Here is a 15,258-nt window from a genome sequence, read left to right as displayed (position 1 = left end):
GCTGCGCGCCGGTGGACCGCTGCGTGCCGGGGGGTCTTCTCGTACCGGCGGTCATGACGCCAGTCCCTCGGCGAGCGGGCCCAGCGCGAGGGCCGGGAAGTAGGTCAGACCGGCGACGATCATGATCGTGCCGACCAGCAGACCGGAGAAGAGCGGCTTCTCGGTGCGCAGGGTCCCGGCGGTCTTCGGGACGGGCTGCTGCTCGGCGAGAGAGCCGGCGAGCGCCAGCACGAAGACCATCGGGACGAAGCGGCCCAGCAGCATCGCCAGGCCGATGGTGGTGTTGAACCACGGGGTGTCGGCGTTCAGCCCGGCGAAGGCACTGCCGTTGTTGTTGGCTCCGGAGGTGTACGCGTAGAGGATCTCGGAGAAGCCGTGCGCACCGGAGTTGAGCATCGAGTGCGGCGGGGTGGGCAGCACCAGCGACGCGGCGGTGAAGCAGAGCACCAGCGCCGGGGTGACGAGGATGTAGCAGGCGGCGAGCTTGATCTCGCGGGTGCCGATCTTCTTGCCGAGGAACTCCGGCGTCCGGCCGACCATCAGCCCGGCGAGGAACACCGCGATGACCGCCATGATCAGCATGCCGTAGAGGCCGGAGCCGACGCCGCCGGGCGCGATCTCGCCGAGCTGCATGCCCAGCATCGTCAGCCCGCCGCCGAGCCCGGTGAACGAGGAGTGGAAGCTGTCCACGGCGCCGGTGGAGGTGAGGGTGGTGGCGGCGGCGAAGATCGACGAGCCGGCGATGCCGAAGCGGGTCTCCTTGCCCTCCAGCGCGCCGCCGGCCAGCTCGAACGCCCGGCCGTGGCCGCCGGATTCGGCCGCCCACATCAGCACGGTGAAGCCGATCCAGATGACGGCCATGGAGCCGAGGATCGCGTAGCCCTGCTTGAGGGAGCCGGTCATCCTGCCGAAGGTGCGGGTCAGCGCGAACGGGATCACCAGGATGAGGAAGACCTCGAAGAGGTTGGTGAAGCCGTTGGGGTTCTCGAAGGGGTGGGCGGAGTTGGCGTTGAAGTAGCCGCCGCCGTTGGTGCCCAGCTCCTTGATGACCTCCTGGGAGGCGACGGCGCCGCCGCGCCACTGCTGCGTGCCGCCCAGGAACTGGCCGGTCTCGTGGACGCCGGAGAAGTTCTGGATCGCGCCGCACGCGACGAGGACCAGCGCGCCGACCACGGATATCGGCAGCAGCACCCGGACGGTGCCGCGCACCAGGTCGGCCCAGAAGTTGCCGAGTTCGCCGGTGCGGGACCTGGCGAAGCCGCGGACGAGGGCGACGGCGACGGCGATGCCGACCGCCGCGGAGACGAAGTTCTGCACCGCGAGCCCGGCGGTCTGCACGACGTGGCCCATCGCCTGTTCACCGGCGTACGACTGCCAGTTGGTGTTGGCGACGAACGACGCGGCGGTGTTGAACGCCTGGTCCGGGTCGATCGAGGCGAAGCCGAGGGAGCCGGGCAGGCTGCCCTGGAGCCGCTGGAGCGCGTAGAGGAAGAGGAGGCCGGCGGCCGAGAAGGCGAGGACGCCGCGCAGATAGGCGGGCCAGCGCATCTCGACGCGGGGGTTGGCGCCGATGGCCTGGTAGATCCACTTCTCGACGCGCAGGTGCTTGTCGGAGGAGTAGACGCGGGCCATGTAATCGCCGAGCGGGCGGTAGGCGAGCGCGAGCGCCGCCATGAGGGCGAGCAGCTGGCCCGCCGCGGCGACGGCGGGGCTCAGGGCACCGGAGGCGGCAGCGAGGGAGTTCACCGTCAGAACCTCTCGGGCTTGATGAGGGCGAGGACGAGATAGCCGAGCAGGGCGACGGCCACGAGCAGCCCGATCACGTTCTCGATGCTCTGTGCGCTCACAGCTTCGCCACCCCCTTGGCGATGACGGCCACCAGCGCGAAGACCGCGAGCGTGGTGACGACGAAGGCCACGTCGGCCATCGTGAACTCCTGGGAGGAAGGGACAAGAAGGACGACCGGGCACGAACACCCGGCCGTGTGGACCTCTCGACGAAACCTCTTTTCGGCCATCCGCCGTAGCCCGTTGACGGGTCCCTTACGGCTCCGGGCTCGCTCTTTACGCGTCCCGTACGCCGCCTTCGGCCAGGGGCGGCGCGGGGGCGGGCCCGGGGCGCGGTATGAGGTCCGCGGCGCGCTCGGCGCGGGGGCGCCGCGCGCCGCCTCCGGTGCCACGTTTTCGCAGCTCAGAGGCGCTGTGTCAGCCGTATGCGCAGGCGGCAGACGGCCGCGTCGGTGTCGCGGCGCACGGCGTGCGCGACGAGGGCGCCGCGCTGGTTTTGGAGCAGCCGGTGCCAGAGGCGGTCCGGTTCCGCCTCCGGGATCAGCACCGTGACCCGGGCCCCGGGCTCGGCCGCCGCCAGCGCGCGGACGTATCCGGCGACCGGCCGGCCCAGGGTGCGGCGGGCGCAGTGCAGCGGGAGCAGCGCCACGCCCGGATCCCATCGGTGCCAGTCGCGCAGCAGCGCCGCGGTCCGGGCGCGGTCCTCGGGGTCCGGGTGGCAGACGGTCACCGCGCGCACCTCGTCGCCCAGACAGGCGGCGGCGGACAGTGCCTCCCGGGTGAGCCGGTTCAGCGCGCCCACCGGGACGACCACGAGCGACCGGCCGCCGTGCGGGGCGTCGGGGAGACGGCCGACGCCCAGCCGGTCGCCGATGCGCGCGTAGGCCCGGTGCACGGCACCGAGGACGGCGACCAGCAGCGGCAGCGCGACGACGATCAGCCAGGCGCCGTCGGCGAACTTGGTGGCGGCGGTGACGACGGCGCTGACGCCGGTCAGCGCCGCGCCCAGCCCGCCCAGCACCGCCTTGGCCCGCCACCGCGGGCCGCGCACCTGCCGCCAGTGGCGGACCATGCCCGCCTGGGCGAGGGTGAAGCCGACGAAGACACCGATGGCGAAGAGCGGCACCAGGGCGTTGGTGTCGCCGCCGGAAACGATCAGCAGCGCCGCGGCGACCACGGCCAGCGCGAGGATGCCGTGCCGGTGGACCCCGGGGGTGTCTTCCCGCTCTTCGCGGGGTCGTGGCGCCCAGCACCGCACCTCGCGGCGTTGTCGCCCCACCCACGGACGCCCAGTCCGCGGGCGAGGCTCCGCCTTGCGATGCACGGCACCGGACGCCACGACCTGACCCACGAAGAGCGAAAAGACACCCCCTTGCCGGTCGGCGCGCAGCCCGAAGACGTGCGGCACGTAGTTGTCGCGGGCCAGCAGCTTCAGCAGCACCGGCAGCCCGCCGAACGAGGTGTTCGCGGAGAGCGCCAGCAACACCGTGGTGGCGCCCTGCACGGCGTAGAACGCGGCGTGGTGGCCGAGGGCGGCGTCGGCGAGCTGGGCGAGGACGGTGACGCCCTCGACGGGGCGCAGCCCGAAGCGGGAGATCAGCACCGCCAGGCCGATCAGCAGCGCGCCCAGCAGCGCCCCGAGCGCGGTCTCGGCGCGGCGGGCGCGGCGCACGGCGGGCGCCCGGAACGACGGCACGGCGTTGGCGAGCGCCTCGACGCCGGTCAGCGCCGAGCAGCCGGAGGCGAACGCCTTGAGGAGCAGCAGCACGCCGACGGTGGTGGCGTCGCCCGACACCGCGGCGGCGTGCCCGTCGGCCGCCGCGGTCGACACCGGGGCGTCCCGGCACAGCCCGGCGGCGATGAGCACCAGCAGCGCGACGACGAAGAAGGCCGTCGGCAGCAGCAAGGCCCGCGCCGCGTCGGCGATGCCGCGCAGATTGACCGCGGTGAGCACCGTCAGCACCGCCAGGCACAGCGCGAGCCGGTGGTCGTGGAGGGAGGGGACGGCGGAGGTGAGCGCGGCGACGCCGGCGGTCACCGCGACGGCGACGTTCAGGACGTAGTCGAGGATCAGCGAGGCGGCCGCCACCAGGGCGGCGCGGCGGCCGAGATACCGCCCGGCGACCGCGTAGCTGCCGCCGCCGTCCGGGAACGCCGCGATGACCTGGCGGTACGAGGCGACGAGGACGGCCAGCAGCGCGACGACGGCCAGCGTGACCGGGAGCGCGAAGCCCAGCCCGCGCGCCCCCGCCGCCGCCAGGACCAGCACGATCGCCTCCGGCCCGTACGCGACGGAGGCCAGCGCGTCGAGGGAGAGCGCGGCGAGGCCGGTCAGGGCGGTGAGCCGGTGGCGGTCGGCGGCGGGCGGGGCGCCGCCGGGCGCGGGCGGCGGCGCGGCGGCGGGCGCGGTCGGCGGCGCGGCGGCAGGCGCGGGCGTGGCGGGACCTGCGGGGATCGCGGTCATGGGGAGGGGCTCCTTTCCGTCCGGGGCGGCTCAGCGTCCGTCCCGGCGGCCGGGGGCGGGCCGCGTCCTGTCGCGCTCCTGTCGGCGGACTCCGCTACCTTCACGTCTTCTTGACGGCGCGTCGGCCGCCGCGTCCCGGGGCGCGTATGGACTCCGTCAAGGTGTGATCCGGGGCCGTCAGCGCCGTGTCAACGGGCCGTCCGGCGGGCGGGGGCGGGCCTAGCCTCGGCGGCATGGGACGACGTAGCACGCGCTCCGCCGTGCGGCCGGCGGCCGTCGCCGTGCGGACCCCGGAGCGCACCGCGACCGACGAGGACTGGCCCGCCGCGCTGCGCGAGGCGGTGGTGAGCGGGGCGGGGCTGCTGGTGGCGCTGGTCGCCCTGGACGCCGCCGCCGGCAGCCTCGACGTGCTCCGCGGCGGGCTGTGGGCGGCGCTGGCGGCGGTGCTGTTCGGGCTGCTGCTGCCGCCGCGGGTGACCGCGGGTCAGGGCTGGCTGGCGGCGCGCGGTCCGCTGCGGCGGCGGCTGGTGCGCACCGACCGGCTGGTGTCGGTGCGCTGGTCCGAGGGGGTCGCCCAGCGGCTGGTGCTGCGCGACGACGCGGGGCGGCGGCTGGTCCTCGACCCGCGGGTGCTGCTCGCCAACCCGGCGCTGTGGCACCTCTTCGCCACCGGCGCCCGCACCGCGCAGGACTCCGGCGTGTTGCTGTGCGGCGCGACGGCGCTGCGGCAGCTGACCGAGCGCGCCGAGGAGCGGACCGCGCGGACGCTGCTCACGGGGAACGGTCCGGCGTAGGCGCCCCGCCCCCCGGCCCGGGGCCGCCGCCCGGCCGGGCGCCGCGCGGCGGGCGGCGGATGCCGTATCCGGTGGCGGGGACCCCGCGGCGGACCGCGCCCGCGCCCCGGACGGTGGGGCGGACGTGCGCCGAGGACGTCAGCTGCCAGGGCACGGACGTGACCATCACACCGGGCGTGAACAGCAGCCGGCTCTTGAGCCACAGCGCCGTCTGGTTGTGCAGCAGGTTCTCCCACCAGCGGCCCACCACGTATTCGGGGATGAAGACGCCGACCACGTCCCGGGGGCTGGTGCGGCGGGCGTGGCGGACGTACTCGACGACCGGGCCGGTGATCTCCCGGTACGGCGAGTCGATGACGGTCAGCGGGATGTCCGTGTCGAGGCGCGCCCACTGTTCCTCCAGCCGGGCGGTGGCGGCGCGGTCCGCGTCGACGGTGAGGGCCTGGAGGCGGTCGGGGTGGAAGGCGCGGGCGTAGGCGAGGGCGCGCAGCGTCGGCTTGTGGACGTCGGAGACGAGGACGAGCGCCAGCACCCGGGGCGGCGGGGTGAGGTCGGCGCGCGGATCGGTGACGGTCAGCTCCGCGGCGACCGCGTCGTAGTGGCGGCGGATGGCGCGCATCATCAGCCACAGCACCACCGCCGCGAGGACGGCGAGCCAGGCGCCTTCGAGGAACTTCGTCGCCAGCACGATGACCAGCACCAGACCGGTGACGAGCGCCCCGGCGGCGTTGACCACCCGCGCCAGCCGGCAGCGGCGGCGCCGCGCCGGGTCCGGGTCGGTGCGCAGCGCGCGGTTCCAGTGCCGGACCATGCCGGTCTGGGAGAGCGTGAAGGAGGTGAACACCCCGAGGATGTAGAGGTGGATGAGGCTGGTGACGTCCGCCTTGAAGCCGAACAGCAGCGCTCCGGCGACGACGGCCAGCACGAGGATGCCGTTGGAGTACACCAGCCGGTCGCCGCGGCTGTGCAGCTGGGTCGGCAGATAGCGGTCCTGCGCCAGGATCGAGGCGAGCAACGGGAAGCCGTTGAACGCGGTGTTGGCGGCGAGGATCAGGACCAGCGCGGTGGCCGCCTGCACGACGAAGAAGCCGACGGAGGACGACCCGCCGAAGACCGACGAGGCGAGCTGGGCGATGACGGTGCGCTGGGTGTACCCGGCGCAGTCGGCCAGGCCGATCAGCCGGCAGGGATCCTGGACGATGTGGACCTTGGCGACGATCGCGAGGGTGGTGACCCCGGCGAACATCGCGACGGCGATGGCGCCCATCGCCGCCAGCGTGGCCGCCGCGTTCCTGGGCTTGGGCCGCCGGAACGCCGGGACGCCGTTGGAGATCGCCTCGACGCCGGTCAGCGCGGTACAGCCGGACGAGAAGGCGCGCAGCACCAGCATGACGAGGGCGAGACCGGTCAGTTGCGCCGAGCCCGGGGTGGGTTCGACGCCGTAGCGGGCGCTCTCGGCGACCGGCGCGTCTCCCATCAGATACCGGATCAGGCCCGTCCCCACCATGATCAGGACGGCGCCGACGAAGAGGTAGGTCGGGGCGGCGAAGGCGCGGCCGGACTCGCGGACGCCGCGCAGGTTCATCGCGGTCAGCAGCGCCACGAAGCAGAGCGCCAGCAGCACCCGGTGCCCGGCGAGCGCGGGCAGCGCGGAGATGACGTTGTCGACCCCGGAGGCGACCGACACCGCCACCGTCATCACGTAGTCGACCAGCAGCGCCGCGGCCACCACCAGCCCCGCCGACGGCCCCAGGTTGGTGGAGACCACCTCGTACGAGCCGCCGCCGCTCGGATAGGCGTACACGACCTGCCGGTAGGAGAGGACGACCACGGTCATCAGCCCGATGACACCGGCGGCGAGATACGGCGTGACGTACACGTAGGCGAGGCCGCCGAGGGTGAGGACGAGCAGGATCTCCTGCGTGGCGTACGCGACCGACGACAGCGGGTCGGAGGCGAAGACCGGCAGCGCGAGCCGCTTGGGCAACAGCGTCTCGCCCAGCTCCTCGCTCCGCCGGGCCCGGCCGAGAAGCAGGCGCTTGAACAGTCCGGTCACGGTGGCCACGGGGCGAGCGTAGGGAGCGGCACGCCCCTGGCCGTGGCGGCGCGGGTGCAGGGACGGCGGATGGAGCAGCGGGGAGCGCCGGGCGGGGGCGGGACGGGGGCGGGCGCCGGGCGGGACGGGCCGGGCGCGGCGGCCCGGTGCGGCCGCGAGCCGGTGCGGCCGCGAGCCGGTGCGGCCGCGAGCCGGTGCCGGCGCCCGGTGGCCCGGCCCGCGCCCGTCCGCCGCTCCTCGTCAGGCCTCTCGTCAGGCCCTTCGTCAGGCCCCGCGGCGGAGGCTCTCCGGGCGGGCCGGGGCGAGGCGGGGCCCGTAGCGGGACCACAGGGCGCGTTGGGCGGCGAGGGTGAGCGTGCCGGAGACCAGCATGCCGGCGATGTTGACGCCGAGCTGCACGAAGGAGGCGCCGACCTCGCCCCAGTGGCCGAGGGCGAGGGCGACCGCGATGTTCCCGGCCGCCGGGACGGTGGTTACGGAGATGAAGACGCCGATCAGCGAGGACGACTTCCCGGCCGTCATCGACAGGATCCCGGCGGCCCCGGCGAGCACCGCCACGATGAACGACCAGCGGTCGGGGTGGACGATGAAGCCGGTCAGCGGCCGGGCGCCGAGCATGTCCGGGGTGATCCAGCCCAGCAGCCGGCTGACCGCCGCGCAGGCCAGCGTGACCGCGATGGCCGTCCCGAAGCCGACGACGAGCGTCCGCACCGCGACCCCCGCCTGCCGGACGTCGCGACGCAGCGCCGCGAAGCAGAGCGCCGCGAGCGGCCCGAACTCCGGCCCCAGGACCATCGCGCCGACGATCAGGATCGGCTGGTCCAGCAGCGCGCCGATCGCCGCGATCTGCGTGGCCAGCGTGAGAAAGGCGAGGAACGCCCAGGTCATCCGGGACTCGGCGGCGGTACGGGCGGTGAGTTCGGCCCAGACGACGGCGTCGTCCGGATCGCCCGGCGCCGCCGCCTCGGCGCGGTCGGCGGCCGCCGACATCGTCAGATCGAGCGGTTCGACGGTGAGGCCGCCGGACTCCTCGAGCCCCAGCTCCCGCAGCTGGGCCAGGACGTCGTTGGCGCCCTCCCGGGCCACGTCGAACTCGATGTAGTCGCCGGGCGGCGCGAGGGCGGCGCCCGGCAGCCGGACGACATGGGTGGCGGCCCGGCAGGCGGTGACGATCCGCACCACCTCGTCGGCCCGATCGGCCGGGGAGATCACTCGTACGTGCAACACGGCGGTCATTGTGCCGCCCCGGTGCGGGCGGGGTGACGGAAACGGGGGCCGTGCCTGCGGGGCGCGGACCCGGGCGGCAGGGGGCGCGCCCGGGGCGCCGGGCGGACGGCCGCGGCGCGCGCCCGGCCCCCGCACGCCGGACCGGTCGGGGACGAGCCCCGGCCCCCGCGCGCCGGGGCCGGTGGCAGGCGGCCCCGGCCCGTTCCCGACCGGCCGCCAGCACTCGTTCGATCCGTGGGAGGAGGGCACACTGAGGTGATCGGTCCGTTCGACGTACGGAGTGTCCACATGGCCGTGCCACGACCGGAGCCGCCGGCGCCGTTGAATGGCGTCGTCGCGGTCGTGATCGACGAGAACGGCCTGGTCACGCACTGGACGCGGTCCGCCGCGCAGCTGCTGGGCCATGAGCCGGACGCGGTGCTCGGCACGCCCGCCCGCGCGCTGGTCGTGCCGCCGTCCGCCCGGCCCCTCACCCGTACGGGTGAATATTCCGGCGCCCCCGGCGGCCGGATCCTTCCGCTGCGCCACCGCGACGGGCACGCCGTCCCCGTCTGGGTGCGGCTGCTGCCGCTGGCCGGCGCCGGGGTGCTCGCCCTGGGGCTGCCCGCGGCGGCGCTCACGGCGTGGAGCGACGAGACGGCGGTCGGCCGGGCGCTGCTCGCCCAGGACCTGTGGCAGCTCGCGGTGCACGACCCCGACCTGCGGATCCGGCAGGCCAGCCCGGCGGTCGGCCGGGCCGGGCGGCTGACGGCCGACGGCCACGACCCGCTCTGCACGATGCCCGGCCTGGAGGGCGGCCGTACCGGTGGCGAGCTGCTGCGGTACGTGATGGACAGCGGCGAGCCGGTGGTGGACGCGTCGGGCGTGCTGCGCTCCGAGACGCCCGGCAGCCACGACCTGGTCTACTCGCTGACCGCGGCGCCGCTGTACGACCTGTCGGGCCGCCCGGACGGCGCGCTGACCTCGCTCGTCGACGTCACCGAGCGCTACCGCTCGGCGCGCCGCCTCGACCTCGTCTACCGGGCGACGCGGTCCATCAGCGGCAGCCTGGAGGTGGAGCGCACCGCGCAGGACCTGGTGGATCTGCTGGTGCCGTCGATGGGCGATCTGGCGGCGGTGGAGATCGCGGAGGCGACGCTGCGCGGGGGCGAGCCGCCGCGCAGCGTGGAGGGCGTGCACGGGGACTTCCGGCGGCTGGCCGTCAAGCATGCGCACGGCCCCTGGCCCGAGGAGCTGATCCAGGCGGGCGAGATGCTGCCGGACATCCCCAACGGGCCCGGCTTCCGCGATCTGGAGCGCGGCAAGGTGCTGGTCGTCAACGAACCGGACGCCTACGCGGCGATCCTCGGCAACGGCCCGGCGGTGCCGCGGATGGTGCCGGAGGACCTGAGCGCGTCCATCGGGGCGGCGCTGGTCGCGCGGGGGCTGGTGCTCGGCTACGTCCAGGTCTACCGCGTCCGGCAGGCCGCCCCGTTCGACGGGCAGGACGCCAAGCTGCTCCAGGAGATCGTCAGCCGCGTCGCGCTCGGCATGGACAACGCCCGCCGCTACACCCGTGAGCACCGGATGTCGGTGATGCTCCAGAACAGCCTGCTGCCGCCGGTCTCGCGCTCCACCGCGGCGGCGGAGACCGCGGGGATCTATCTGTCGGCGGAGGGCGACGCCGGAGTGGGCGGCGACTGGTTCGACGCGGTGCCGCTGTCGTCGCTGCGGACCGCGCTGGTGGTCGGCGACGTCATCGGCCACGGGCTGCCCGCGACCGCCACCATGGCGCGGCTGCGCACCGCCGTGCAGACCCTCTCCGACCTCGATCTGGGCCCGGACGAGCTGCTGACCCGGCTGGACGACCTGGTGCACCGGATGGCGGAGGAGGCCGAGCACCCGGACACGATGGGCGCGTCGTGCCTGTACGCGGTGTACGACCCGGTGGACCGCCGGTGCCAGGTGGCGAGCGCCGGGCATCTGATGCCGGCGGTGGTGCATCCGGACGGCACGGCCCGGTTCATCGACGTGGCGCCGGGGCCCGGGCTGGGCGTCGGCGGGATGCCGTTCGAGGTGACGGAGGTGGAGATCCCGCCGGGCAGCGTGCTGGCGCTCTACACCAACGGGCTGATCGAGGCGGAGCGCCGGGGCACGTCCGCGTCGTTCGAGGACGCGGAGGCGGCGGTGCTGCGGCGGCTGGCCGAGGCGGCGGGCCCGGGGCGGTCGCTGGACGCCATCGGGGAGGAGCTGATCGCACCGGTCCGCTCGGCGCCGCACCGGCCGGACGACATCACGGTGCTGCTGGCCCGCACCCGCGCGATCCCGGCGACGTCGCTGGCCGCCTGGCAGTTCCCCGCCCGGCCCACGGCGGTGGCGCTCGCCCGCGAGCTGGTCACCGGGCAGCTGACGGAATGGGGCCTGGACGCGCTGGTGTTCAGCACCGAACTGGTCATCAGCGAGCTGGTCACCAACGCGCTGCGCTACGCCCGCGGCCCGATCGGCGTCCGCCTCGTCCGCGACCAGGTCCTGGTCTGCGAGGTCACCGACTCCTCCAACAGCCAGCCCCGCCTGCGCCAGGCCCGCGACACCGACGAGGGCGGCCGCGGCCTCTTCCTCGTCGCCCAGCTCACCACCCGCTGGGGCAGCCGCTACGGCCCGACCGGCAAGACGGTGTGGACGGAGCAGGCGATCGAGGGCGTGGAGGGGTGACCGGAGCGGTCTGCTCGTGCTGATGACGAAGTCCCGGCACAAGAAGCCGGAGAACGTCCGCGCGTACTTCCATCCCTCGCCGGAGGCGATCGCCGAGATCACCAGCCTCCTCGCGCCCGGCGGCAGCAGGCGCCGACCTCGGTCGGCCAGCGACGCCGATGGGGCATCACTGCGGGTAGCGCACGATCAGCAGGGCCTCGACGTCTCCGGCGGGTGCCTGATACAGGTGCGGGACATCAGCGGCCCAACTGCCGTGCATGCCCGGGCCGACCAGGACAGGGTCGGTGAGCCCGCCGACGCGCGCCATGCCGGTGAAGACGATGAGGTGCTCTGTCGTGCCCGAGGAATGTGCTGCGGACTCCTGCGTCGTTCCGGAGCGGATGCGAACCCGGTAGGTCTCCGCGACGGAGGTATCAGCCTCGAATCGCTCGATGAGGACGGCTTCGACGGCGTGACCGGAGATCTTGGCCGGATACGCGAGATCGTGCAGAACGGTGCTCAGAGGCACCTTGAGCGCTGTCGTAAGAGCGTAGAGCGTTTCCAGAGTGGGGTTGCGCCGGCCGCCCTCCAGTTCGGAGAGCGTCCCCTTACCGATCTTGGACCTGCGCGCCAGCTCGGACAGTGACATGCCCTGCGCCTTGCGCAACTCCCGCAAGCGCAAGCCGACGCCGGCGGCCAGATCCATGAAGCCCCTTCCCGTCTGCGGAGGCCGGTTGATCCAAGCCTCTTGAGGGATCTATCGTTCCACATACAGAACGTTCCGTATACGGAACGCACGATGGTGCGACGTTGGATGAAGGAGTCACATGGCGCCCCAGGAAGGCACACCCCTGCCCGTCCGCAGCATGGAGGTGGCCCGCATCCTCGCCGAGGCCGGCATCGCGGGTCAGGTACGCGAGTTGGCGGAGTCAACGCGCACGGCCGCCGAGGCCGCCGAGGCCCTTGGGTGCGATGTGGGCGCGATTGCCAACAGCCTGGTGTTCCTCTCCGACGACGAGCCCGTTCTCGTCCTGACCAGTGGTCGGCACAAGGTGGACACCACAGCGCTCGCCGCCCGTTGGGGACGCGGCAAGCTCCGGCGTGCCACCCCGGAACAGGTGCGTCAGGCCACTGGGCAGGCGATCGGCGGCGTGGCTCCGGTCGGTCACCCCCAGGCGCTTCCCACCGTGGTCGATGCGGCCCTGAGCGACTACCCCCAACTCTGGGCCGCCGCCGGGACGCCACGCACGGTTTTCCCGACCACTGCCGGTGAACTCCTCCGGCTCACGGCCGGGCTTCTGCTCCCCGTCGGCCCGTGACCAGGGGTTCCCTCGGCCAGGGATCGATCTGACCGGGCAGGTGGCACTCGTCACCGGGGGCTCGGCCGGCACTCCGGGCCTCCGGACGGTCAGTGATCAACACGACTGCCGAAGGCTCCGTCTTCACCGAAGCCCGGGTCAAAGCGGTCCCGGACGCGCGAAGCGCTTAGCGCCGGCTTTCGTTCCGATGCTCCTCAACCCCCGGGCGACGCACGGGGGCGGCGCCGGGCTTCGGTGCTCCCTGGTGCGCGGCAACCGGCGTGTTCTGTGCCATCCGGATGCGCCACTGTCCGGCGGCGTCCCGCATCAATGTCATGGTCAAGACGGCCTCCATGGGATCGCTGCCGCTCCCCGTCGGCCCGTCGGCCCCGGCACTCCTCTGACGTGCATGGACGACGGCGACCTCGGGCGTGAGGAAGGCGGTGTTCTCGATGGTGTACCGCACCGTGATGCCGGCCAGCGGGCCGCCCTCGGCGAAGACGAAGGACTGCGCCCGGTGCAGGCGGTCGGCGCCGGACACCAGGGTGCCGCTGAAGTTGACGAAGACCGTGTCCGGCGCGAAGAGGGCGTTCATGGCCCCGGCGTCGTTCCGGTTGAACGCGGCCTCGTAGCGCGCCACGACCTCGGCGACCTCTTCCTCGCGGCTCGCGGACTCCTCGATTCCTCGCACGGTCGTCATGGGGGTCCCTTCAACGGCTGACACGGCTTCGAAGGCGAGCCTCACGTCTCAACCGCACTTGAGGTCAAGGGCGTTCGGCAGGCCTCTCGCCCCGCGGACAACGCTTCCGCCGGTGGGACCGGATACCCGGCGAGCCGGCGGAGCTCCGGGCCGGAGGCACCACCCGCTGGCGACGCATCGGCGCGGCGCCCGGATTCGGTGTCTACGCGGGGCGGGCGGCGGCCGTTTCGTGCTCCTCGTGGCGGGCGGCGCGTGCGGGCAGCAGCGCGGCGGGCAGCAGGCCGAGTGCGGCGAGCGCGGCCAGGACCGGCAGCGCCGGGCTCATCGTGGCCGCGGCGGGTCCGGTGACGCCGGCCGCGACGGCGATGCCGAGGGTCGGCCCGATGTTCACGGCGGTCTGCTTGAGGCCGCCGACGACCCCGGCGTACCCCGGTGGCGCGTCGCCGACGACGGTCCCGGTGGCGGTGACCATCACCGCGGCGAACCCGGCGCCGAGGGCCGCGAAGGCGGCCGTCATGACCGCCCACGGGCTGTCCGGACCGACCCGGCCCAGCGCCGCGATGCCCGCCGTGACGAGGACCGTACCGGCGAGCGCGGTGCGGCGGGCGCCGTAGCGGCGCAGTGCGGCGCCCGCCGCCGGTGCGCCGAGGACCATGAGCGCGGTCATCGGCAGGACGCGCAGCCCGCTGGCGAGCGGATCGAGGCGGAGCGTGTCCTGGAGGTGGAAGGTGGCCCGGAACAGCGCGCCGAACAGCCCGGCGGAGATGACCAGCAGCAGCGCCATCGACGCCGTCACCGGTACGGACCGCGCCACCGCCGGCGGCACGATCGGGTGCGCGGTGCGGCGTTCGTGCCGGACGAGCACGGCGGCGACGCCGGCGGCGGCGAGGAGTTCGCCCAGCGTCGCCGCGGCCGCCCAGCCCCGGTCGGGGACGCCGGACAGGGCGTGCACCAGGACGGCGAGCACGAGCGCGAGCAGGCCCGCACCGGTCAGGTCGATCCGCGAGGAGTCGGTGCGGGGCGGCGCCGGCATCCGCAGGGCCAGGGCGAGCGCGGCGATGACGCAGGTCAAAGGCACATTGATCCAGAACACCGCGCGCCAGCCCAGCTGTGCGACGAGCAGTCCGCCCAGGATCGGGCCGGCCCCCGCCGCCACCGCGATCGCACCGGTACGGATCGCGACGGGGGTGGCGAGCCGGTCCGCGGGATACGCCAGCCGCAGCAGCGCGAGCGTCGCCGGTTGCAGCAGTGCGCCGAAGGCGCCCTGCACCGCGCGCAGGGCGATCACCCAGCCGACGGTGGGCGCGAGCGCGATCCCCGCCGAGGCGGCACCGAACCCGAGGACGCCGACGAGCAGCAGGCGCGGATGCCCGTACCGGTCCCCGAGGCGCCCGGCGACGACGAGCAGCGCGGCCACCGCGACGAGATAGCCGGTGCTGGTCCACTGGATCTGCGCCAGGCCCGCGCCGAGGTCACGCTTCAGGCCGGGCTGCGCCACGAGCAGGACGGTGCCGTCCAGCGCGACGACCGCCGCCCCGGCGACGCCGACCGGCAGCGCGAGCCGCCGCTGCACGGCCGCGGTCATGCGGGCACCGGGCCGAGATGGGCGTCCAGCACCGCCGCGAGGAGCGCGTCGCGGGGGTCGTCTCCGGGGGCGCCGCCCGGCGGCGTCTCCCCGAGGGCGAGCGGCAGGCTGCCCCAGGCCCACAGCTGGGCGAGACCGTGCAGGTTGGCCCAGAGGGCGGCGGCGGTCACGGCGGGCGGCGCCGCGTCCGGCCCGTCGGCGCGGTGCCCGGCCGCCCGCTCCGGCCGGCACCGGGCGACGAGTTCGGTGAGCTGCCCGAAGAGCGGGAGGGTCGCCTCGCGCAGCCGCGGCCGGTCCGCCGACCGCGCCGCGCCGTCGAGCAGGTCGTGCCGGAACATCAGCTCGAACATGCCGCGGCGCTCCTGCGCGTACGTCACATAGGCGCGCGCGAGGGCCGTCACCCGGCCGCGCGGGGTGCCCGCGCCGGCGGCCGCGGCCTCGAACCGGGCGCCGAGATCCTCGAAGCCGCGCCGGGCGACCGCCGAGAGCAGCGCCTGATGGGTGGGGAAGTGCCGCCGCGGCGCCCCGTGCGAGACCCCGGCCCGGCGGGCGATCTCCCGTAGCCCCACGGACCCGGAGCCCTCCGCGAGTACGAGCTCCACCCCGGCATCGACCAACCGCTCCCGTAGGGAGCCCTCTTCCGTCATGGCCTCTGTCTATCGCACCCACGTAGACAG

At 74.5% G+C, this 15,258-nt stretch carries 13 protein-coding genes; 3 read left to right on the top strand and 10 right to left on the bottom strand.

The window, feature by feature from the left end; translation table 11 throughout:
- Positions 1–51: 51 nt before the first annotated feature.
- From kdpA to ABT345_RS13490, 4 genes are all read right to left on the bottom strand, one after another.
- Entirely contained in the window at positions 52–1,674 is a 1,623-nt protein-coding gene (gene kdpA / locus ABT345_RS13505; protein WP_386460626.1) for a potassium-transporting ATPase subunit KdpA, read from the bottom strand.
- Between the two features lie 74 nt (positions 1,675–1,748).
- Positions 1,749–1,847 carry a K(+)-transporting ATPase subunit F gene (gene kdpF / locus ABT345_RS13500; RefSeq protein WP_030285908.1) on the bottom strand — a complete coding sequence of 33 codons (99 nt, stop codon included), beginning with the start codon at positions 1,845–1,847 and terminating at the stop codon, positions 1,749–1,751.
- The gene (locus tag ABT345_RS13495) at positions 1,844–2,017 is read right to left on the bottom strand and encodes a hypothetical protein (protein WP_345077858.1); all 174 of its coding nucleotides are present in this window, start codon (positions 2,015–2,017) and stop codon (positions 1,844–1,846) included. The genes kdpF and ABT345_RS13495 overlap by 4 nt, the downstream gene beginning before the upstream one ends.
- 173 nt (positions 2,018–2,190) lie before the next feature.
- Entirely contained in the window at positions 2,191–4,251 is a 2,061-nt protein-coding gene (locus ABT345_RS13490) for an APC family permease (protein WP_345077861.1), read from the bottom strand.
- A gap of 233 nt (positions 4,252–4,484) precedes the next feature.
- Here ABT345_RS13490 and ABT345_RS13485 point away from each other — a divergent pair, with 233 nt between their 5' ends.
- A complete protein-coding gene (locus ABT345_RS13485) occupies positions 4,485–5,045 on the top strand; it encodes a hypothetical protein (RefSeq protein WP_345077864.1) in 561 nt (186 codons plus the stop codon).
- On the opposite strand, the gene ABT345_RS13480 is transcribed toward ABT345_RS13485, so the two are convergent.
- Both ABT345_RS13480 and ABT345_RS13475 read right to left on the bottom strand, forming a co-directional pair.
- Positions 5,023–7,110: an APC family permease gene (locus ABT345_RS13480; protein WP_345077867.1), complete on the bottom strand. Its 2,088-nt coding sequence runs from the start codon at positions 7,108–7,110 to the stop codon at positions 5,023–5,025. The two genes, ABT345_RS13485 and ABT345_RS13480, sit on opposite strands and share 23 nt — an antisense overlap.
- 255 nt (positions 7,111–7,365) lie before the next feature.
- Entirely contained in the window at positions 7,366–8,328 is a 963-nt protein-coding gene (locus ABT345_RS13475) for a DUF389 domain-containing protein (RefSeq protein ID WP_345077870.1), read from the bottom strand.
- 288 nt (positions 8,329–8,616) lie between these two features.
- Between ABT345_RS13475 and ABT345_RS13470 the strand changes: the two genes are divergently transcribed.
- Positions 8,617–11,019, top strand: coding sequence for a SpoIIE family protein phosphatase (locus tag ABT345_RS13470; RefSeq protein ID WP_345077873.1), 2,403 nt, complete (start codon positions 8,617–8,619; stop codon positions 11,017–11,019).
- Positions 11,020–11,185: 166 nt separating this feature from the next.
- Here ABT345_RS13470 and ABT345_RS13465 read toward each other — a convergent pair whose 3' ends face one another.
- The gene (locus ABT345_RS13465; protein ID WP_345077876.1) at positions 11,186–11,704 is read right to left on the bottom strand and encodes a helix-turn-helix domain-containing protein; all 519 of its coding nucleotides are present in this window, start codon (positions 11,702–11,704) and stop codon (positions 11,186–11,188) included.
- A gap of 121 nt (positions 11,705–11,825) precedes the next feature.
- On the opposite strand from ABT345_RS13465, the gene ABT345_RS13460 reads away from it, so the two are divergent.
- On the top strand, positions 11,826–12,317 hold the full coding sequence (locus ABT345_RS13460; protein WP_345077879.1) for a YbaK/EbsC family protein: 492 nt from the start codon (positions 11,826–11,828) through the stop codon (positions 12,315–12,317).
- Between the two features lie 166 nt (positions 12,318–12,483).
- Here the strand turns inward: ABT345_RS13460 and ABT345_RS13455 are convergent, their stop codons facing one another.
- From ABT345_RS13455 to ABT345_RS13445, 3 genes are all read right to left on the bottom strand, one after another.
- Positions 12,484–12,996 carry an SgcJ/EcaC family oxidoreductase gene (locus tag ABT345_RS13455; RefSeq protein WP_345077884.1) on the bottom strand — a complete coding sequence of 171 codons (513 nt, stop codon included), beginning with the start codon at positions 12,994–12,996 and terminating at the stop codon, positions 12,484–12,486.
- A 202-nt stretch (positions 12,997–13,198) separates the two neighbouring features.
- A complete protein-coding gene (locus ABT345_RS13450) occupies positions 13,199–14,581 on the bottom strand; it encodes an MFS transporter (RefSeq protein ID WP_345077887.1) in 1,383 nt (460 codons plus the stop codon).
- The gene (locus ABT345_RS13445; RefSeq protein ID WP_345077890.1) at positions 14,578–15,228 is read right to left on the bottom strand and encodes a TetR/AcrR family transcriptional regulator; all 651 of its coding nucleotides are present in this window, start codon (positions 15,226–15,228) and stop codon (positions 14,578–14,580) included. Before ABT345_RS13445 ends, ABT345_RS13450 begins: the two co-directional genes overlap by 4 nt.
- Positions 15,229–15,258: the final 30 nt, after the last annotated feature.

The sequence above is a fragment of the Streptomyces sp. NPDC000404 genome (genome assembly GCF_040300365.1).
Lineage (GTDB): Bacteria > Actinomycetota > Actinomycetes > Streptomycetales > Streptomycetaceae > Streptomyces > Streptomyces ramulosus.
The sequence above is the reverse complement of the archived record's forward strand: the minus strand, read 5'-3'. Positions and strand labels throughout refer to the sequence as shown.